15 protein-coding genes are annotated in these 14,474 nt (G+C 69.1%); 8 read left to right on the plus strand and 7 right to left on the minus strand.

Annotated features, from left to right (window positions below; translation table 11 throughout):
• The gene (locus tag DFR72_RS12660) at nt 1-1,200 is read left to right on the plus strand and encodes an MFS transporter (protein WP_090062439.1); all 1,200 of its coding nucleotides are present in this window, start codon (nt 1-3) and stop codon (nt 1,198-1,200) included.
• 258 nt (nt 1,201-1,458) lie between these two features.
• Complete coding sequence (locus DFR72_RS12665; RefSeq protein WP_090062437.1) at nt 1,459-2,667, plus strand: GGDEF domain-containing protein; 1,209 nt, start codon at nt 1,459-1,461, stop codon at nt 2,665-2,667.
• Between the two features lie 10 nt (nt 2,668-2,677).
• Here DFR72_RS12665 and DFR72_RS12670 read toward each other — a convergent pair whose 3' ends face one another.
• The gene (locus DFR72_RS12670; protein WP_090062436.1) at nt 2,678-3,520 is read right to left on the minus strand and encodes an alpha/beta fold hydrolase; all 843 of its coding nucleotides are present in this window, start codon (nt 3,518-3,520) and stop codon (nt 2,678-2,680) included.
• Between the two features lie 10 nt (nt 3,521-3,530).
• Between DFR72_RS12670 and DFR72_RS12675 the strand changes: the two genes are divergently transcribed.
• On the plus strand, nt 3,531-3,995 hold the full coding sequence (locus tag DFR72_RS12675; RefSeq protein WP_090063540.1) for a PPOX class F420-dependent oxidoreductase: 465 nt from the start codon (nt 3,531-3,533) through the stop codon (nt 3,993-3,995).
• Between the two features lie 4 nt (nt 3,996-3,999).
• Here the strand turns inward: DFR72_RS12675 and DFR72_RS12680 are convergent, their stop codons facing one another.
• From DFR72_RS12680 to DFR72_RS12690, 3 genes are all read right to left on the minus strand, one after another.
• On the minus strand, nt 4,000-4,671 hold the full coding sequence (locus DFR72_RS12680; RefSeq protein WP_342768645.1) for a VOC family protein: 672 nt from the start codon (nt 4,669-4,671) through the stop codon (nt 4,000-4,002).
• A gap of 15 nt (nt 4,672-4,686) precedes the next feature.
• The gene (locus DFR72_RS12685) at nt 4,687-6,687 is read right to left on the minus strand and encodes a putative bifunctional diguanylate cyclase/phosphodiesterase (RefSeq protein WP_245982846.1); all 2,001 of its coding nucleotides are present in this window, start codon (nt 6,685-6,687) and stop codon (nt 4,687-4,689) included.
• 72 nt (nt 6,688-6,759) lie between these two features.
• Nucleotides 6,760-7,101 (minus strand): hypothetical protein, encoded by a 342-nt coding sequence (locus DFR72_RS12690; RefSeq protein ID WP_030475304.1) that lies wholly within the window; start codon nt 7,099-7,101, stop codon nt 6,760-6,762.
• A gap of 295 nt (nt 7,102-7,396) precedes the next feature.
• Between DFR72_RS12690 and DFR72_RS12695 the strand changes: the two genes are divergently transcribed.
• Complete coding sequence (locus tag DFR72_RS12695) at nt 7,397-8,158, plus strand: glycerophosphodiester phosphodiesterase family protein (protein ID WP_245982849.1); 762 nt, start codon at nt 7,397-7,399, stop codon at nt 8,156-8,158.
• 54 nt (nt 8,159-8,212) lie between these two features.
• The gene (locus DFR72_RS12700; RefSeq protein ID WP_090062431.1) at nt 8,213-9,625 is read left to right on the plus strand and encodes an MFS transporter; all 1,413 of its coding nucleotides are present in this window, start codon (nt 8,213-8,215) and stop codon (nt 9,623-9,625) included.
• Here DFR72_RS12700 and DFR72_RS12705 read toward each other — a convergent pair.
• Together DFR72_RS12705 and DFR72_RS12710 are read right to left on the minus strand one after the other, a co-directional pair.
• Nucleotides 9,622-10,521 carry a hypothetical protein gene (locus DFR72_RS12705; RefSeq protein ID WP_090062429.1) on the minus strand — a complete coding sequence of 300 codons (900 nt, stop codon included), beginning with the start codon at nt 10,519-10,521 and terminating at the stop codon, nt 9,622-9,624. The two genes, DFR72_RS12700 and DFR72_RS12705, sit on opposite strands and share 4 nt — an antisense overlap.
• Nucleotides 10,503-10,850 carry a PadR family transcriptional regulator gene (locus tag DFR72_RS12710; protein WP_342768646.1) on the minus strand — a complete coding sequence of 116 codons (348 nt, stop codon included), beginning with the start codon at nt 10,848-10,850 and terminating at the stop codon, nt 10,503-10,505. The genes DFR72_RS12705 and DFR72_RS12710 overlap by 19 nt, the downstream gene beginning before the upstream one ends.
• A 713-nt stretch (nt 10,851-11,563) precedes the next feature.
• Here DFR72_RS12710 and DFR72_RS12720 point away from each other — a divergent pair.
• Nucleotides 11,564-12,319: a thymidine kinase gene (locus DFR72_RS12720; RefSeq protein WP_090062426.1), complete on the plus strand. Its 756-nt coding sequence runs from the start codon at nt 11,564-11,566 to the stop codon at nt 12,317-12,319.
• Between the two features lie 237 nt (nt 12,320-12,556).
• Nucleotides 12,557-12,901, plus strand: coding sequence for an RNA polymerase-binding protein RbpA (locus tag DFR72_RS12725; RefSeq protein WP_030475310.1), 345 nt, complete (start codon nt 12,557-12,559; stop codon nt 12,899-12,901).
• A gap of 70 nt (nt 12,902-12,971) precedes the next feature.
• On the opposite strand, the gene DFR72_RS12730 is transcribed toward DFR72_RS12725, so the two are convergent.
• On the minus strand, nt 12,972-13,613 hold the full coding sequence (locus tag DFR72_RS12730; protein ID WP_090062424.1) for a TVP38/TMEM64 family protein: 642 nt from the start codon (nt 13,611-13,613) through the stop codon (nt 12,972-12,974).
• 30 nt (nt 13,614-13,643) lie between these two features.
• Between DFR72_RS12730 and DFR72_RS12735 the strand changes: the two genes are divergently transcribed.
• Nucleotides 13,644-14,468: an aldo/keto reductase gene (locus tag DFR72_RS12735; RefSeq protein ID WP_090062423.1), complete on the plus strand. Its 825-nt coding sequence runs from the start codon at nt 13,644-13,646 to the stop codon at nt 14,466-14,468.
• Nucleotides 14,469-14,474 lie beyond the last annotated feature (6 nt).

Consider the following 14,474-nt stretch of genomic DNA (forward strand, 5'->3'; position numbering starts at 1 on the left):
ATGCCCGGCTACCGCGACCTCGCCCGCGACCGCGAGTTCCGCGCCTTGGTCGTGGCACACGTGGTGTCGGTGGCCGGAGACCAGTTCGCCAGGGTCGCGCTGACGGTGCACGTCTACGACCGCACCGCCAGCGCGAGCCTCACCGCCCTGACCTACGCCCTGACGTTCCTGCCCGACCTGATCGGCGGGCCCCTGCTCTCCGGGCTCGCCGACCGCTTCGCCCGCAAAGAGGTCATGGTCGCCGCCGACCTCGTGCGCGCGGCACTGCTGCTGCTCATGGCCGTACCCGGACTGCCCCTGTGGCTGCTCGCAGCGCTGCTGGTGCTCGTCCAACTCGCGGGCGCACCCCACGGCGCGGCACGCGCGGCGCTGCTGCCGCAGATCCTGCCCGACCAGCGCTACCCGATGGGCCAGGCCGTGCTCGGCACCCTCACCCAGGCCGCACAGGTCGCCGGGTTCGTCGGAGGCGGCGCACTGGTCGCCCTGCTCGGACCGGCACTCGTCCTCGTCGCCGACGCCACGACCTTCCTGATCGCGGCACTGCTCACCGGGGTGTTCCTGCTCGACCGGCCCGCACCCCAGAGCCCGCACGCACGCGCGTGGCCCGCGGACCTCGTCGGAGGGGCACGACTGGTGTGGGGCGACCGGCGGCTGCGCGCCCTCGTCGCACTCGCCTGCGTCTCCGGCTTCTACATCACCGGCGAAGCACTCGCCGCGCCCTACTCGGCACAGATCGGCGCCGGACCCGCCGGGGTCGGAGCGATCTTCGGCGCCTACGCCGCCGGCGCGGCGGCCGGCATGCTGCTCGTCGCACGGCTCGACGAACGCCGCCAGCTGCGGCTGATGCCGTGGCTCGCGATCGCCGCCTGCGCGGTGCTCGTCCCGGCCGCGCTGCGGCCGGGCCTGGTCGTCAGTGTCGGGTTGTTCGCTCTGTCCGGAGCGGCCAGTGCCTACCACCTGGTCGCGAACACGAGTTTCGTGCGCTCGGTTCCGGACTCCTCACGCGGGCAGGCGTTCGGTCTCGCCGTCACCGCACTGCGGGTGTCCCAAGGCGTAGGGGTGGCCTTGGCCGGCGTGGCGGCGGAACGAATCGCGGTGCACCTGGTCATCGCCGCCGCCGGAGCACTGGGCGTGCTCGCGGCAGGCGGTGCGGCGGTCGTCTGGTGGGTCAGCGGGTCTCGCTCGAACGCCAGTCGTTAGGGCGCTGCCAGTCGTTGGGACGCTGCCAGTCGTTCGGGCGGACGGGACGCGGGGAGCCGGAACGAACGATCATGACGATCTCCTTCGAAAAAAAGGGGTGCGGAAAATCGTGAGTACTACTCAGGGTGAGGTCCCCCACATGGAGCCACGACTTTGAGTTACCCGGTAGCTACAGTTGTTTCTTCCTGACGGTGGTGTGGGGGTGGCAGCGTGCCTTGGCTCGACCCGCGCCGATGGAGGTTATGGTCGCTTCCTCCGGTGGTGCTGGCCTACGTCGTGACGGTGGTCGTTCTGGCGTCCCTCGTCACGCTCGCCACCGCATGGCGTACCCCGGCCGAGGCCTTGACCTGGACCCCGTTCCTGCTGCTCGCCGGCGGTGCCGTGCTGCACCTGGAAGCGGCCCAGGGAATCGAGCGGATCCGCGAGATCTCCCGCGAGGGCTCGCCGCACGCCCACATGCAGTCCGTGTGGCTGTTCGCGGGCGTGCTCGTACTACCGACGCCGCTGCTGGTCGCGCTGATCTGCATCAGCTACCTGCACGCATGGCTTCGGGTCTACAAACGGCGGGCGGTCCTGTTCCGCAAGGTGTTCTCCGCGGCCACTGTCGTACTCGCATGCGCCGCGGCGCAACTCATTCTTCGATTCTTCTCGAACCGGCCCCTTGACGTTGACGGTCCACTCGGGCTGCTCGCGCTCACCGGCGCCGGCCTCGTCTACTGGCTCGTCAACTACGCCCTCGTCGTCGGCGCCATCGTCATGACCAACCGCGACCAGCCCGCCCGCGCCGCCCTGGGCAACGCCTCCGACCAGCTGATCATCCTCGCCTCCATCGGCCTGGGCTCCGTGCTCGCGATCATGATGACCAGCCGCCCCTGGCTCACCCCGCTGCTGCTGCTCACCGTCCTGGCCCTGCACATGGGCCTGCTGCTGCCCCAGTTCCGCGTCGCCGCCCGCACCGACTCCAAGACCGGCCTCGTCGACGCCACCTTCTGGCACGACGTCGCCGGCCGCGAGATCGAACGCGCCCGCCGCCTGCTGTCCACGGTCGGCGTGCTGATCCTCGACCTCGACCACTTCAAACAGATCAACGACACCTACGGCCACCTCGCCGGCGACAGAGTCCTGCGCGCCGTCGCCGACGCCCTCAAACACTCCGTGCGCTCCTACGACCTCGTCGGCAGGTTCGGCGGCGAGGAGTTCGCCGTCCTGCTGCCCGGCGTCAGCACCGAAGAGGTCCGCGCCACCGCCGAACGCATCCGCTTCGAGATCGCGAGCCTGCACATCGTCGCACTCGACCGCCTCGGCGAAAGCCAGGTCGTCGCCGGACTCACCGCCTCCGTGGGCGCCGCCGTGTTCCCCGACAGCGCCACCGACCTGTCCCCGCTGCTCCTCGCCGCGGACGAAGCCCTCTACCAGGCCAAGAACAACGGCCGCGACCGCGTCGCCACCGCGGCCGCCACCCGCTGACCCACCCCCGTCACGCCCCCAGGAACGCCGCGACCCGCGCCGACACCCGCTGCGGGTCCTCCACCCACGGGTAGTGCCCCACACCCTCGTGCACGTACACCGTCACGTCCGAGAACAGCTCCGCCAGCTGCACACACCGCCGCACCGGCGAGATCGGGTCCTCCGAACACGCGTACACCAGCACCGGATGCCCGAAGTCCGCCAGCGCCCGCCGCAACACCCCCGGCACGAACGCCCCCTCGGCGTTGTAACCCAGCGCCACCTCGTACTTCCACTGACCCAGCTCCGCCTCCGCATGCGCCCGCGCCCGCTCGTCCCACCGCGCGTACAGCAACGGCGACGCCGCCACCCGGTTCTCCACCGAGTCGTCCCCCGCCGCGTTGCGCGCCAGCGCCGCCGTCGCCGCCTCGAACCACGGCCGATCCTCCCGCGCCGCCAAGAACACGTCCCAGTCGCTCTGCTCCGGCGACAACCCGACACTGCGCAACGCCGGCGTCAGCAACACCAGCTTCCCCACACGATCGGGGAAGTCCGCGGCATACCCCATCGCGATCCCCGCACCGGCGGAATGCCCCAGCACGTCCACCACGTCCAGCCCCAAGTGCCGGCGCAACATCTCCACGTCCCGCACCAGCATGTCCCGCCGGTACGTGAACGAATCCACCGGCTCGTCCGAGGACCCCGTACCCCGGTTGTCCAGCACCACCAGCCGCCGCGACGCGTCCAACCCGCCCAGCGTCCCCAGGTACTCCGAAGCTCTCCCGGGACCACCCGCGAGGACCACCAGCACAGCCCCCTCACCCATCTCCCGATAAGCGAGTTCCGTGCCGTCGAACGAGGTGAAGCGTGCCATGCTGCACATCATGCCGAAGATCGCCACGGCCGACCTCGTCGACCGGCCGCAGCTGCTCGAGTTCCTCTCCACCCGACACCACGGCGTCCTGATCACCCGCCGCTCCTCCACCGACGGAGTGCAGGTCTCCCCCGTCGCCTGCGGCGTCGACACCCAAGGCCGCATCGTCATCGCGACCTACCCCCAGCGCGCCAAAGTCCGCAACGCCCGCCGCAACCCCCACGTCACCCTGTGCGTGCTCTCCGACGACTGGAACGACGCCTACGTCCAGATCGACGGCACCGCCGAAGTCCTCGACCTCCCCGAAGCACTCGACGACTTCGTCGAGTACTACCGCTGCATCGCAGGCGAACACCCCGACTGGGACGAGTACCGCGCCGCCATGCTCCGCCAGGGCAAATCCCTCATCCGCGTCACCATCGACAGCTGGGGCCCCATCGCCACCGGCGGCTTCCCACCCGAACTGGACGCATGACCCGCTAGCTGGGCGCCGGCTTCGAAGACCACGCCCCACCCCACCCTGCGGGCTGCTCCAACAGCCCGCAGGAACCGCCGTGCGGCCCCTCGATCGACGCGATCGACCCGATCCGCAACCGCGACGGTCCCGAACGCACCACACCGTCCAACTCGGACACCCGCGCTAACGCCGCTTCCATGTCGTCGACCGCGAAATACACGCTCCAGCCGGCGATCCCCTCGGAACACGAGGACATGCTGCCCGCCACCGGCCGCGGATCACCGTGCCGCGACGACGTGTACAACCCCAGACCCCGGCCCCCGGCCGCGGCCTCCCAGCCGAGCTCACGCTTCCAGTACCCGGCGCTCTCGTCCGGCGTGCTCGTCAAGTACTCGACCCAGCACGGCTCACCATGCCTCGGCGGCGGCGCCCACGGACCGTGCAACACCCGCCCGGAGTCCACAGAGGAATCATCCGTCAACCCACGCGGCTCATCACCACCGAAGAACACGTGCCAACCACGGTCCCCCGCAACGACCTGAGCCGCCAGCCGATCACCCACCCAGCCCGAGAACGACCCACCCGGCTCCGCGATCACCGTCCACCCCAGCACACCGGCGAAGAAATCCACCGACGACTCAGGCTCGGCAACACTCAACTCGAGACGACGAAGACCACAAGACGACACGGGCATCCCATCAGGCGGAAATCAGGAGCGCGCCCCATCCTCTGCTCCGACCACCTGAGACGACAATGCACCATTCGGCGGCATGCGCTCCGCACTCACCACGTCACGCAACGGCACCGGCCTGCCCAGGTGGAAACCCTGCCCCACCCGCACCCCGAGCTTGCGCAAAGCGTCCACCTGCGACGGACGCTCCACCCACTCCGCCACCGACGACAACCCCAGACCGTTCGCGATCTGCACGATCCCCGACACCAGCACCGCGTCCGCCGCGTTGGTCTCGATGCCCTTCACGAACTCACCATCGATCTTGATCCCCGTGATCGGCAGGTGCTTCAGGTGCACGAACGACCCGAACCCCGAACCGAAGTCGTCCAGCGTGATCCGGCACCCGAAACCGCGCAGCTGCGTCGCCAGCGTCACCGCCGCGTCCAGATTCGTCACCGCCGCCGTCTCCGTGATCTCCAACCCCAACCGGCCGGGAGCCACCCCCGCCGAACCGAGCTTGTCCAGCACGAAGTCCCCGAAATCAGGATCCTCCAGCGTCCGCCCCGACACGTTCACGTTGAACCGCAACAACGGATCCGGCTGCGCCACCAACGCGTCGATCGCCGTCGTCAGCACCCACCGGTCCACCTCCAGGATCAGGTTCGACCGCTCCGCCACCGGCAGGAAGTCCGCCGGACCCAGATACGGCTCCTGCCCGTCCTCCAGCCGCAACAACAACTCGTGCCCGAGCACCCGCCCCGTCGCCAACTCCACCATCGGCATGCCGTACAACGCCAGACCGCCACCCACCAGCGCCGACCGCAACCGGTCCAGCACACTGACCCGCTTCACCGTGTCCGCGTAATGGTTCGGCTCGTACACCGTCACCCGGTCCCGGCCCGCCGCCTTCGACGCGTACAACGCCAAATCCGCGTTCGCCAGCACCAGCTCCCACGAGTCACCCGGACCGAACTCCGCCAGCCCCGTGCTCACCGTGATCCGCGCCGGCGTACCGATACCCGCCAGAGGAAAACCCGCCACCGCGTCCCGCAACCCGTCAGCAACCTCCGACGCGTCCTTCGGCGACGCCCCCGGCAACACCACCGCGAACTCATCACCACCCAGACGAGCGATCAACCTGTCACCCAAACGGGACTGCAACGCACTCGCCAGCATCCGCATCACCCGGTCACCCACCGCATGACCACGCAGATCGTTGACGTCCTTGAAGTTGTCCAGGTCCAGCACCAGCAACGCACCGGAACCGTTGTTCGCCAGCTCCTGCTCCAGCGCACGCGTCAACGCCCTGCGGTTCGGCAGACCCGTCAACGGATCCTGCTCCGCCATCCGCACCAGCTCGTCATGCACCCGCGACGACTGCGTCACGTCGTGCGCCGTCCCCAGCGCCCGCAACGGCGTGCCGTCGTCCCCCACGACGACCTCACCGAAGCACTCGAACACCCGCTCCTTGCCGTCCGGCCGCAACATCCGATGCGTGTACGTGAACACCGAACCCGTCTTGAGCGCCGTGTCCAGCGTCTCCTCGATCATCGGCAGGTCGTCCGGGTGCACCAGCCGCGAGTACATCTCGAAGTCGAACGCCGTCCCCGCCGCGAACCCGAACATCTCCAGCAACGTGTCCGACCACGTCACCCGGTCCTCGCGGATCGACCACTCCCACGTACCCATCCGCCCCAGCGCCTGAGCCCGGCGCAACGCGTCCGCCTCCTGCGTCACCGTCAACTCACGATCACGCCACGCCGACACGTCCACGACCTCGTACATCAGGTCGTCACCCAGCTTCGAGCACCGCACCTCGAGCCACTTCGGCCCCGGCACCAGCACTTCCCGCACCGGAGCGGGCACCTCGGGCACCCCCGGGAGCAGCGCGGGCAACGACCGCCCGTACGCCTGCTCGACCGGAATTCCCAGCACAACACCCAACGCGCGGTTGCACCACAACAGGTTCCCGCGCGAATCCGTCACGGCATAGCCGACACCCGCTCGGTCCAGCACCGTGCGGCAGTAGGAGGTCACGCGCGTCATGATCGTCCGATCACCGGACGTAAGCAACCCGCTACGCCGGTCAGTTCGCTGATGTGCGAACGGCTATCTCAGCCGCTCCAGACCCTTCGCCGACTCCACCAGCTCCGCGGCCAGCTTCCTCAGCTCCTCGTTCTCGGCCCCGTCCTGCGCCGCCGTCACCACATCCTCCGCGGCACACCGCAGCTGGAACAACCTGTCCTGCAGATCCGCCAGCTCGGCGGTGCTCAGCACCACCGCGTCCTCCGGCAGACCACCACGCTGCAACGCCGCCCTGCGCTCGTACGCGCGCTGACGACACGGCTGTGCGCAGTACCTCCGCGGCCGGCCGATCCGCCCGCTCCCGGGCAACCGCCTCCCGCACCACGCACAGTGCCTGGGCTCATCCGCCTCCATGGAGCGCTCCATGGCGCGCGACGGTAGCGAATGCTGGTGGGTGGTCTCCAGCGACGCGCCAGAAAGCCAGACCTTCGTAGGGAACCGGACAGTACCCGCAGGGCCGTTCGTGTCGCTTTCGGGTGAGGTTTGATCGACTTCCGTTGTTTTCGCGTGTTCCTTTGCTGATTTGGTCGGTGGTCGCGTGGGGACGCCGAGACCGACAGGGTTGATTTCAGATAACACTGAAGTAATAGAAGTCAGAAAGAAAGTGTGTCGCCACCCACCGTCCACCCCAGAGCCACCACCGGAAGGCACACTCCAGCACGTGACACATCCCTACCTCACAGGCCCGCGCCCCCGCGCGTTCGCCCACCGCGGCTGGCACGTCGACGACCTCACCGGCATGGAGAACTCCCTGAGCTCCTTCCGCCGGGCCGTGCAGGAGGGCTACCGCTACATCGAGACCGACGTCCACGCCACCAGCGACGGTCACGTCGTCGTCCACCACGACCAGACCCTCGACCGCACCACCGACGCCCAAGGCGTCGTCTCCGCACTCCCCTGGACCGAGGTCCAGCACGCCCGCGTCGGCGGCCGCGAACCCATCGCCCGCCTCGCCGACGTCCTCGAAGAACTCCCCGACACGTTCTTCAACATCGACGTCAAGTCCGAGAACGCCGTCGAACCCATCATCACCCTGCTGCGCAAGGCCGGATCACTGCACCGCGTCTGCCTCGCCAGCTTCTCCGACAACCGCCTCGCCCGCCTGCGCAAGCTCGCCGGCCCCGGCCTGCTCACCTCCATGGGCCCCCGCTCCGCCGGCGCCCTCTGGGCCGCCGGCCGCATCCCCCTCGCCGGACTCGCCGTCCGCGGCCAGGTCGCCCAGGTCCCCGTCAGCCAGGGCCGCCTGCAGATCGTCGACCGCCGCTTCGTCCAGGCAGCCCACCGCAGGTCCCTCGAAGTCCACGTCTGGACCGTCGACGACGAAGCCGACATGCGAACCCTGCTCGACCTCGGCGTCGACGGCCTCGTCACCGACAGGCCCGACGTCCTGCGCGAAGTTCTCCAGTCGCGCAACAGCTGGTAACAGCTTGGGCAGTCGATCATCGGCCGTGTCGGCGGACAAGTACAGTCCGCCGACATGAAGGTCAAGGGCGACGACGCCGCCGACGCCAACAACGCCGGGCGCCGCAAGAAAGAACAACGCGGCTGGGTCTGGTACGACGTGGCGAACTCCGTGTTCCCCACGTCCGTGATCACCGTCTTCCTCTCGCTGTACCTCACGAGCATCGCGACCAACGCGGCCAAGGCGGACAACGCGCTCAACGGGGCCAACCCGTGCGCCAACGACAACGCCTTCACCAACTGCGACGTCACGATCCTCGGCCTGCAGTTCCCCTCCGGCTCGCTCTGGGGCTACCTGCTCTCCATCGCCACCGTGGTCCAGGTAATCGTGCTGCCCGTCATGGGCGCCATCGCCGACCGCACCCAGAACAAGAAGAAGATGCTCGGCTTCTTCGCCTTCACCGGCTCCGCGGCCACCATCGCGCTCGCCACCGTCGAAGGCACCAACTGGAAGCTCGGCGTCCTCCTCTTCATCATCGCGAACATCTGCTACGGCTCCAGCGTCGTCGTCTACTACGCCTTCCTGCCCGAGATCGCGACCCCCGACGAACGAGACGCCGTCTCCAGCCGCGGCTGGGCCTTCGGCTACCTCGGCGGCGGCGTCGCCCTCGCCATCCAGCTCGGCATCACGCTCTCCGCCGACTCCCTCGGCATCAGCTCGGGCGACGCCGCGCGCATCGCGTTCGTCATCTCCGGCATCTGGTGGGCGGCGTTCACGATCATCCCGCTGCGCGCCCTCACCGAGCACCAGCGCCCGCACGGCGACGAGCAGGGCACCTCGGTGATCTCCGGCGGCTTCAAGGAACTCGGCACGACCCTGAGGCAGGCCAAGGCCTTCCCGCTCACCCTCGCGTTCCTCGGCACCTACCTGATCTACACCGACGGCATCGCCACCGTCGCCAACGTCTCCGCCCAGTACGGCAGCGTCGAGCTCAAGTTCGACCAGCAGACGCTGATCACGGTGATCCTCATCGTGCAGTTCGTGGCGTTCATCGGCGGCGTCCTGCACGGCTTCGTCGCCAAGCGCATCGGCGCCAAGAAGACCATCCTCGGCTCACTCGTCGTGTGGATCGTCGTGATCACCGCGGCGTTCTTCGTCCAGGCGGGCGACGAGACGTCGTTCTACCTCGTCGCCGCGGGCATCGGCATCGTGCTCGGCGGCACCAACGCCCTGTCCCGCAGCCTGTTCAGCCAGATGGTCCCGCCCGGCCGCGAAGCCCAGTACTTCTCGCTCTACGAGGTCGGCGAGCGCTCCACCAGCTGGCTCGGCCCACTGGTCTTCGCCGGCGTCGGCCAGGCCACCGGCAGCCTGCGGCCCGCCATCCTCGCCCTGATCATCTTCTTCGTCGCGGGCTTCGTCCTGCTGATCTTCGTGCCCGTCCGCCGCGCCATCAAGGCCGTGGGCAACAAGGAACCCGTACTCGTCTAGCCCACCTGCGGCGCCGCTTTCGAGCGGCGCCGCACCGGCAACACCACCGCCAGCACCAGCAGTACCGCCAGCACGGCCCGCGACATCACGACCTCGTCCCACGCGACCGCCAGCAACACCACCGGAACCAGCTGCAGCAACGCGAACAACGACAACGCCCGCCCGAACACCGCATCACCCCGCACGAACGCGAAGACCCGCGCCCCCGCCGTGACCAGGCCGAGCAACAACAACCCGGTCCCGGCCGCGACGCCACCGACCACCCCGAGCGTCACCGCTCCCCCACCCCACCACAGCAACCTGCCTGCGGGCGGAACCGGCGCCTCACGGTGAAAACCCAGGCACAGACACGCGAACGTCACCAGCGACGGCAACTGGAACACCGTCCACATCAGCACGGCAGGCCCAGGCTGACCCAGCGCCACCACCGACAACAACGCCGGCGCCCCCGCCGCCACCTTCGCGAGCGTCCGCCGCCCGCTCAGCAAAGCCGGAAAAGCCACGAACGGCGCCAGTTCCAGCACACGCCACCACGGCACCGCCTCCGGCCCGCCGAACAGCGTGAAGACCTGCACGACCGCCGACGTCGCGTAGTACAGCCCCAGCAACAACCCGAGCATCCCCAGCGCGCGCACGACCTCGCCGCGCCACACCACCTTCGCCGGCACACTCGTCAGAGCCGCTCCCGCCGCCAGATGCGTGCGCACCGCGAGCCCGAGCACCGCCCAGGTCTCCCCCCACCCAGGCCAGCTGTGCTCCAGGTCGAGGTCGTCGTCCCGCTCGGTCAGGAAGATCCCGACCATCTCCTCCTCGCGGTCCCGCCGGTACCACCGCGGCAACACCCTCAGCAGCGTCCGGTACCGCCGCTCCAGGTTCCTCACGCCCGACCCGCCCATGCCTGGACACCCCTCCCCCGCAGCACCGCACTGGCAGCCCGCACGTTGGCGCTCAGCCGCGCGACCTCCGCCTGCAACGCCCGCACCCCGGAGTCGGTGAGCTTGTAGTAGCGCCGCAACCGCCCCTGATGAACCTCTTCCCGGTCGCGCTCGGCGAACCCGTCCGCCACCAGCCGGTCCAGCACCCCGTACAGCGTGCCGACCCGCAACACCATCCGCCCCTCGGACAGCTGTTCCACCGCCTGCACGATCGCGTAACCGTGCAACGGCTCCTCCGCCAGTGCGGTGAGCACTAGGAACGTCTGCTCGGACATGACCCGACCACTCATGTCGCTGAATATATCGCGGCGCGAGCTATATCGGGAAGCGGAACAACCGGATGAGGTTGACTTTAGTCAACACTGAAGTTATCGAGTTGCCCGAAGGACGATCTGTCCAGCGGGCTGCTGGTCGGCTGGAGGCGAGCCTGCGGTGGATGGCGGTTCTTCTTTCGGGGCACTGAATGCCGGGCGCGCCCTCCTCCAGGGCCGGCCATTCAGCGCTCCGACGCCGGGGCGATCGCGAGTGGCGGCGCACTGGAGGTCGACGGAGCCGTACTCACGCCACCGCACTCCCCTCGGCCACCGCACTCCCCTCGGCCACCGCACTCCCCTCGGCCACCGCACTCCCCTCGGCCACCGCACTCCCCTCGGCCACCGCACTCCCCTCGAGCGGGGCATCTCGCGCTGCGCGATGCCCCGCTCGAGGCAGACCGCCTCCACCACTTCGCCGTCCACCCCGACTCCCCACCCGGCGCGACACGGCCTTCCCGCGCTCCCGCCGATGCGTCTTTCTCCCCCGACGTTCCGCGCCACTCCAACCGTCCGGCCCTCAGTCGACACTGAAACTATCGAGTGACCCGAGTGAAAGTGAGGTTTGAGGCGGCCCCGCAGCGGCTATGTCGTCCCGAAACAGCAGGTCGCAAGGAAAAGACCGGAACCAGGAGGGAGGCAGACCGTGCGGATTCCTCATGATCGTGATCCAGGCACTAGGGTGACCCGCCGTGGACGCCCTTCCCGATCCGACAGACGCCCTCTCCGCTGTCCCTGTCGCTGGTTCCCGGCGCTCGACGCCGGTGGTCGGGCACCTCAAGTTCTTCTTCGGTCCCATGGACTGCGGCAAGTCGACGCTCGCGCTCCAGATCGACCACAACAACTCGCGCCAGGGTCGGCGCGGGCTGCTGCTGGTGCGGCACGACCGTTCGGGCAAGCCGCAGATCTCCAGCCGGATCGGCATCACCCGCGAGGCAGCGGAGATCAGCGACGACGATCTCCGCCAGATGGTGCGGTCGGAGTGGGCCGAGGGTCGGCGGGTGGACTACCTGATCGTCGACGAGGCCCAGTTCCTGTCACCCGAACAGGTGGAGCAGCTGGCGGAGCTCGCGGACGACGTCCAGGTCGACGTGTACTGCTTCGGGCTCGCCACGGACTTCCGCGGCGAGATGTTCCCCGGGTCTCAGCGGTTGTTCGAGCTCGCCGACGAGCTGAAGGCGATTCAGGTCGAGGTGCTGTGCTGGTGCGGGGTGCCGGGCCGGTTCAACGCGCGGGTGCGGGCCGGACGGGTGATCCGCGCCGGGGACACGGTTCTGGTCGCCGACACGGCGTCGGACACGGAACAGCACCGATCGGGTACAGAGAGCGACAATGTAACGGACAACACGGAAACTACTGTCCGCTACCAGGTGCTCTGCAGGCGTCACTTTAGGTTGGGCGACCTGGGCCCTGACGTCGCACAAAGTGGTCAGCTTCGGTTGGCATAGCGACTACCCACAGGGCCCACTGGGCCATTAGAGTGATGCATGAGCGCAGGAGCTTGATAACGCGTCACGATCCTGTGGCGATCGCATCCATTAGTAGGAAGCCTTCGTTGACGAGTGAACGACGTCACTGTGGGCGACCATGAGAGCGAACCGGAAACAAACGGAGCAATCCGGGCGTTGCACACGGTGAGCAAGCAGCCTGGGCCCCGGCCCTGAGCCGAGCGAAAGGACACCGCCATGGCCGACCGCGTTTTGCGTGGAAGCCGGCTCGGAGCAGTCAGCTACGAGACCGACCGCAACCACGATCTCGCTCCGCGCCGGGCAGCGCGGTACGCCTGCCCGAAGGGACACGACTTCGAGGTCCCCTTCTCCGACGACGCCGAGTTGCCGCCGACCTGGGAATGCCGTCTCCACGGCACCGAGTCGAAGATCATCGACGGGGTCGAGCCGGAGATCAAGAAGGTCAAGCCGCCGCGTACGCACTGGGACATGCTCCTGGAGCGCCGGTCGATCCCCGAGCTCGAAGAGCTGCTCGATGAGCGCCTCGAAGAGCTTCGCGGACGCCGTACTCGCACGGCCTGATCCACACCAGACGCGTCAAGCCGTCCCGGTCTCCCGCCGGGGCGGCTTTTTGCGCACCTCATAAGGGCGTCTAGGAGGCCCGCAAGGCTCCTGTGATCAAGTTCCGGCCCCACCACACGCCCACGGCCGCCAGCACGGCCCAGATCGACAACGCGACGATCGATCGTGGCGAGCCGAGATCGCTCAAGGCGTCGCCCAGCACCGCGGCGAGGACCGTCGAGGGCACCAGCCCGAGCGCCGTGCCGAGCGCGAAGTCCCTGCCGCGCACCGACGTCACTCCAGCGCCGTAGTTCGCCAGGGCGAACGGCAAGATCGGCAACAATCTGATCACGAGCGTCGCCTCGACTCCCCGGCGCTCGAAGACCCGTTCGAGGACCGCCAGCCGTTCCCCGAGCCGGCGTTCGACCGTCTCGCGGCCGAGGCCGCGGGAGATCGAGAACGCGATCATCGCGCCGGCCGTGAACCCCGCGATGGCGAGCGCGCTCCCCCACCCCACGCCGAACAGCAGCCCCGCCGCCGTGGCGAGGACCGGTTTCGGGAAGAACACCGCCGTGCCGAGCGCGCACACGGCCACGAACACGAACGGCGCCGCGGTCCCGGCACGGCCGACCAGGGCGCGGAGCTCCGCGCCGTCGGGCAGGTCCACGAGCTGCGCCGTGACCGCCAGCGCGACGACGAGCAGCACCAGCACGATCAGGCCCGCACGTCGCATCAGACCAAAGTACCCGGCAAGCTGGAGCGCATGACCGTGCTCCTCCCCTCCGGCGAGACCGTCCCCGCACTCGGCATGGGCACCTGGATGATGGCCGAGGACCCCGGCCGGCGCTCCGCCGAGATCGCCGCGCTGCGCACCGGCCTCGACCTCGGCCTGACCCTCGTCGACACGGCCGAGATGTACGGCTCCGGCGCGTCCGAGACGCTCGTGGGCGAGGCCGTCGCAGGCCGGCGTGACGAGGTGTTCCTGGTGTCGAAGGTGCTGCCGTCCAACGCGTCCGCCGCCGCGACCGTGCGCGCGTGCGAGGCGTCGCTGCGCCGTCTGGGCACCGACCGGCTCGACCTTTACCTGCTGCACTGGCGTGGCGGCGTGCCGCTCGCCGAGACCCTGGAGGGGTTCGCGGCGCTGCGGGACGCGGGCAAGATCCGGCACTGGGGCGTCAGCAACTTCGACCTGGACGACATGCGCGAGCTCACCGCGCTGCCGGGCCACTGCCAGACCAACCAGATCCTCTACAACCTCACCCGCCGCGGCCCCGAGCACGACCTGCTGCCGTGGCACGCCTCCACCGGCATCCCGGTCATGGCCTACTCCCCCGTCGAGCAGGGCAGGCTGCTGGACTCCCCCGCACTGGCCTCGGTCGCGGCACGGCACGACGCCACCCCCGCCCAGGTCGCGCTCGCCTGGGTGCTGCGGCTGCCGCACGTGAACGCGATCCCCAAGGCGGGCTCGCCGGATCACGTCCGGGAGAACGCGCGGGCGCTGGAGCTCCGGCTGTCCCCTGAGGACCTCGCCGACCTCGACCGCGCCTTCCCTCCTCCTGCTGGGCCTTCGCCGCTCGCCGTGCTTTAGTTCCGC

This window comes from Lentzea flaviverrucosa, assembly GCF_003350445.1.
Classification (GTDB): Bacteria; Actinomycetota; Actinomycetes; order Mycobacteriales; family Pseudonocardiaceae; genus Lentzea; species Lentzea californiensis.

Bases quoted from the DNA above. Each gene is read 5' to 3' on its own strand.
- DFR72_RS12660 (WP_090062439.1), top strand. From the start codon at position 1: ATGCCCGGCTACCGCGACCTCGCCCGCGACCGCGAGTTCCGCGCCTTG.
- DFR72_RS12670 (WP_090062436.1), bottom strand. From the start codon at position 3,520: ATGGCACGCTTCACCTCGTTCGACGGCACGGAACTCGCTTATCGGGAG.
- DFR72_RS12675 (WP_090063540.1), top strand. From the start codon at position 3,531: ATGCCGAAGATCGCCACGGCCGACCTCGTCGACCGGCCGCAGCTGCTC.
- DFR72_RS12680 (WP_342768645.1), bottom strand. From the start codon at position 4,671: ATGCCCGTGTCGTCTTGTGGTCTTCGTCGTCTCGAGTTGAGTGTTGCC.
- DFR72_RS12690 (WP_030475304.1), bottom strand. From the start codon at position 7,101: ATGGAGCGCTCCATGGAGGCGGATGAGCCCAGGCACTGTGCGTGGTGC.
- DFR72_RS12700 (WP_090062431.1), top strand. From the start codon at position 8,213: ATGAAGGTCAAGGGCGACGACGCCGCCGACGCCAACAACGCCGGGCGC.
- DFR72_RS12705 (WP_090062429.1), bottom strand. From the start codon at position 10,521: ATGGGCGGGTCGGGCGTGAGGAACCTGGAGCGGCGGTACCGGACGCTG.
- DFR72_RS12710 (WP_342768646.1), bottom strand. From the start codon at position 10,850: ATGAGTGGTCGGGTCATGTCCGAGCAGACGTTCCTAGTGCTCACCGCA.
- DFR72_RS12725 (WP_030475310.1), top strand. From the start codon at position 12,557: ATGGCCGACCGCGTTTTGCGTGGAAGCCGGCTCGGAGCAGTCAGCTAC.
- DFR72_RS12730 (WP_090062424.1), bottom strand. From the start codon at position 13,613: ATGCGACGTGCGGGCCTGATCGTGCTGGTGCTGCTCGTCGTCGCGCTG.
- DFR72_RS12735 (WP_090062423.1), top strand. From the start codon at position 13,644: ATGACCGTGCTCCTCCCCTCCGGCGAGACCGTCCCCGCACTCGGCATG.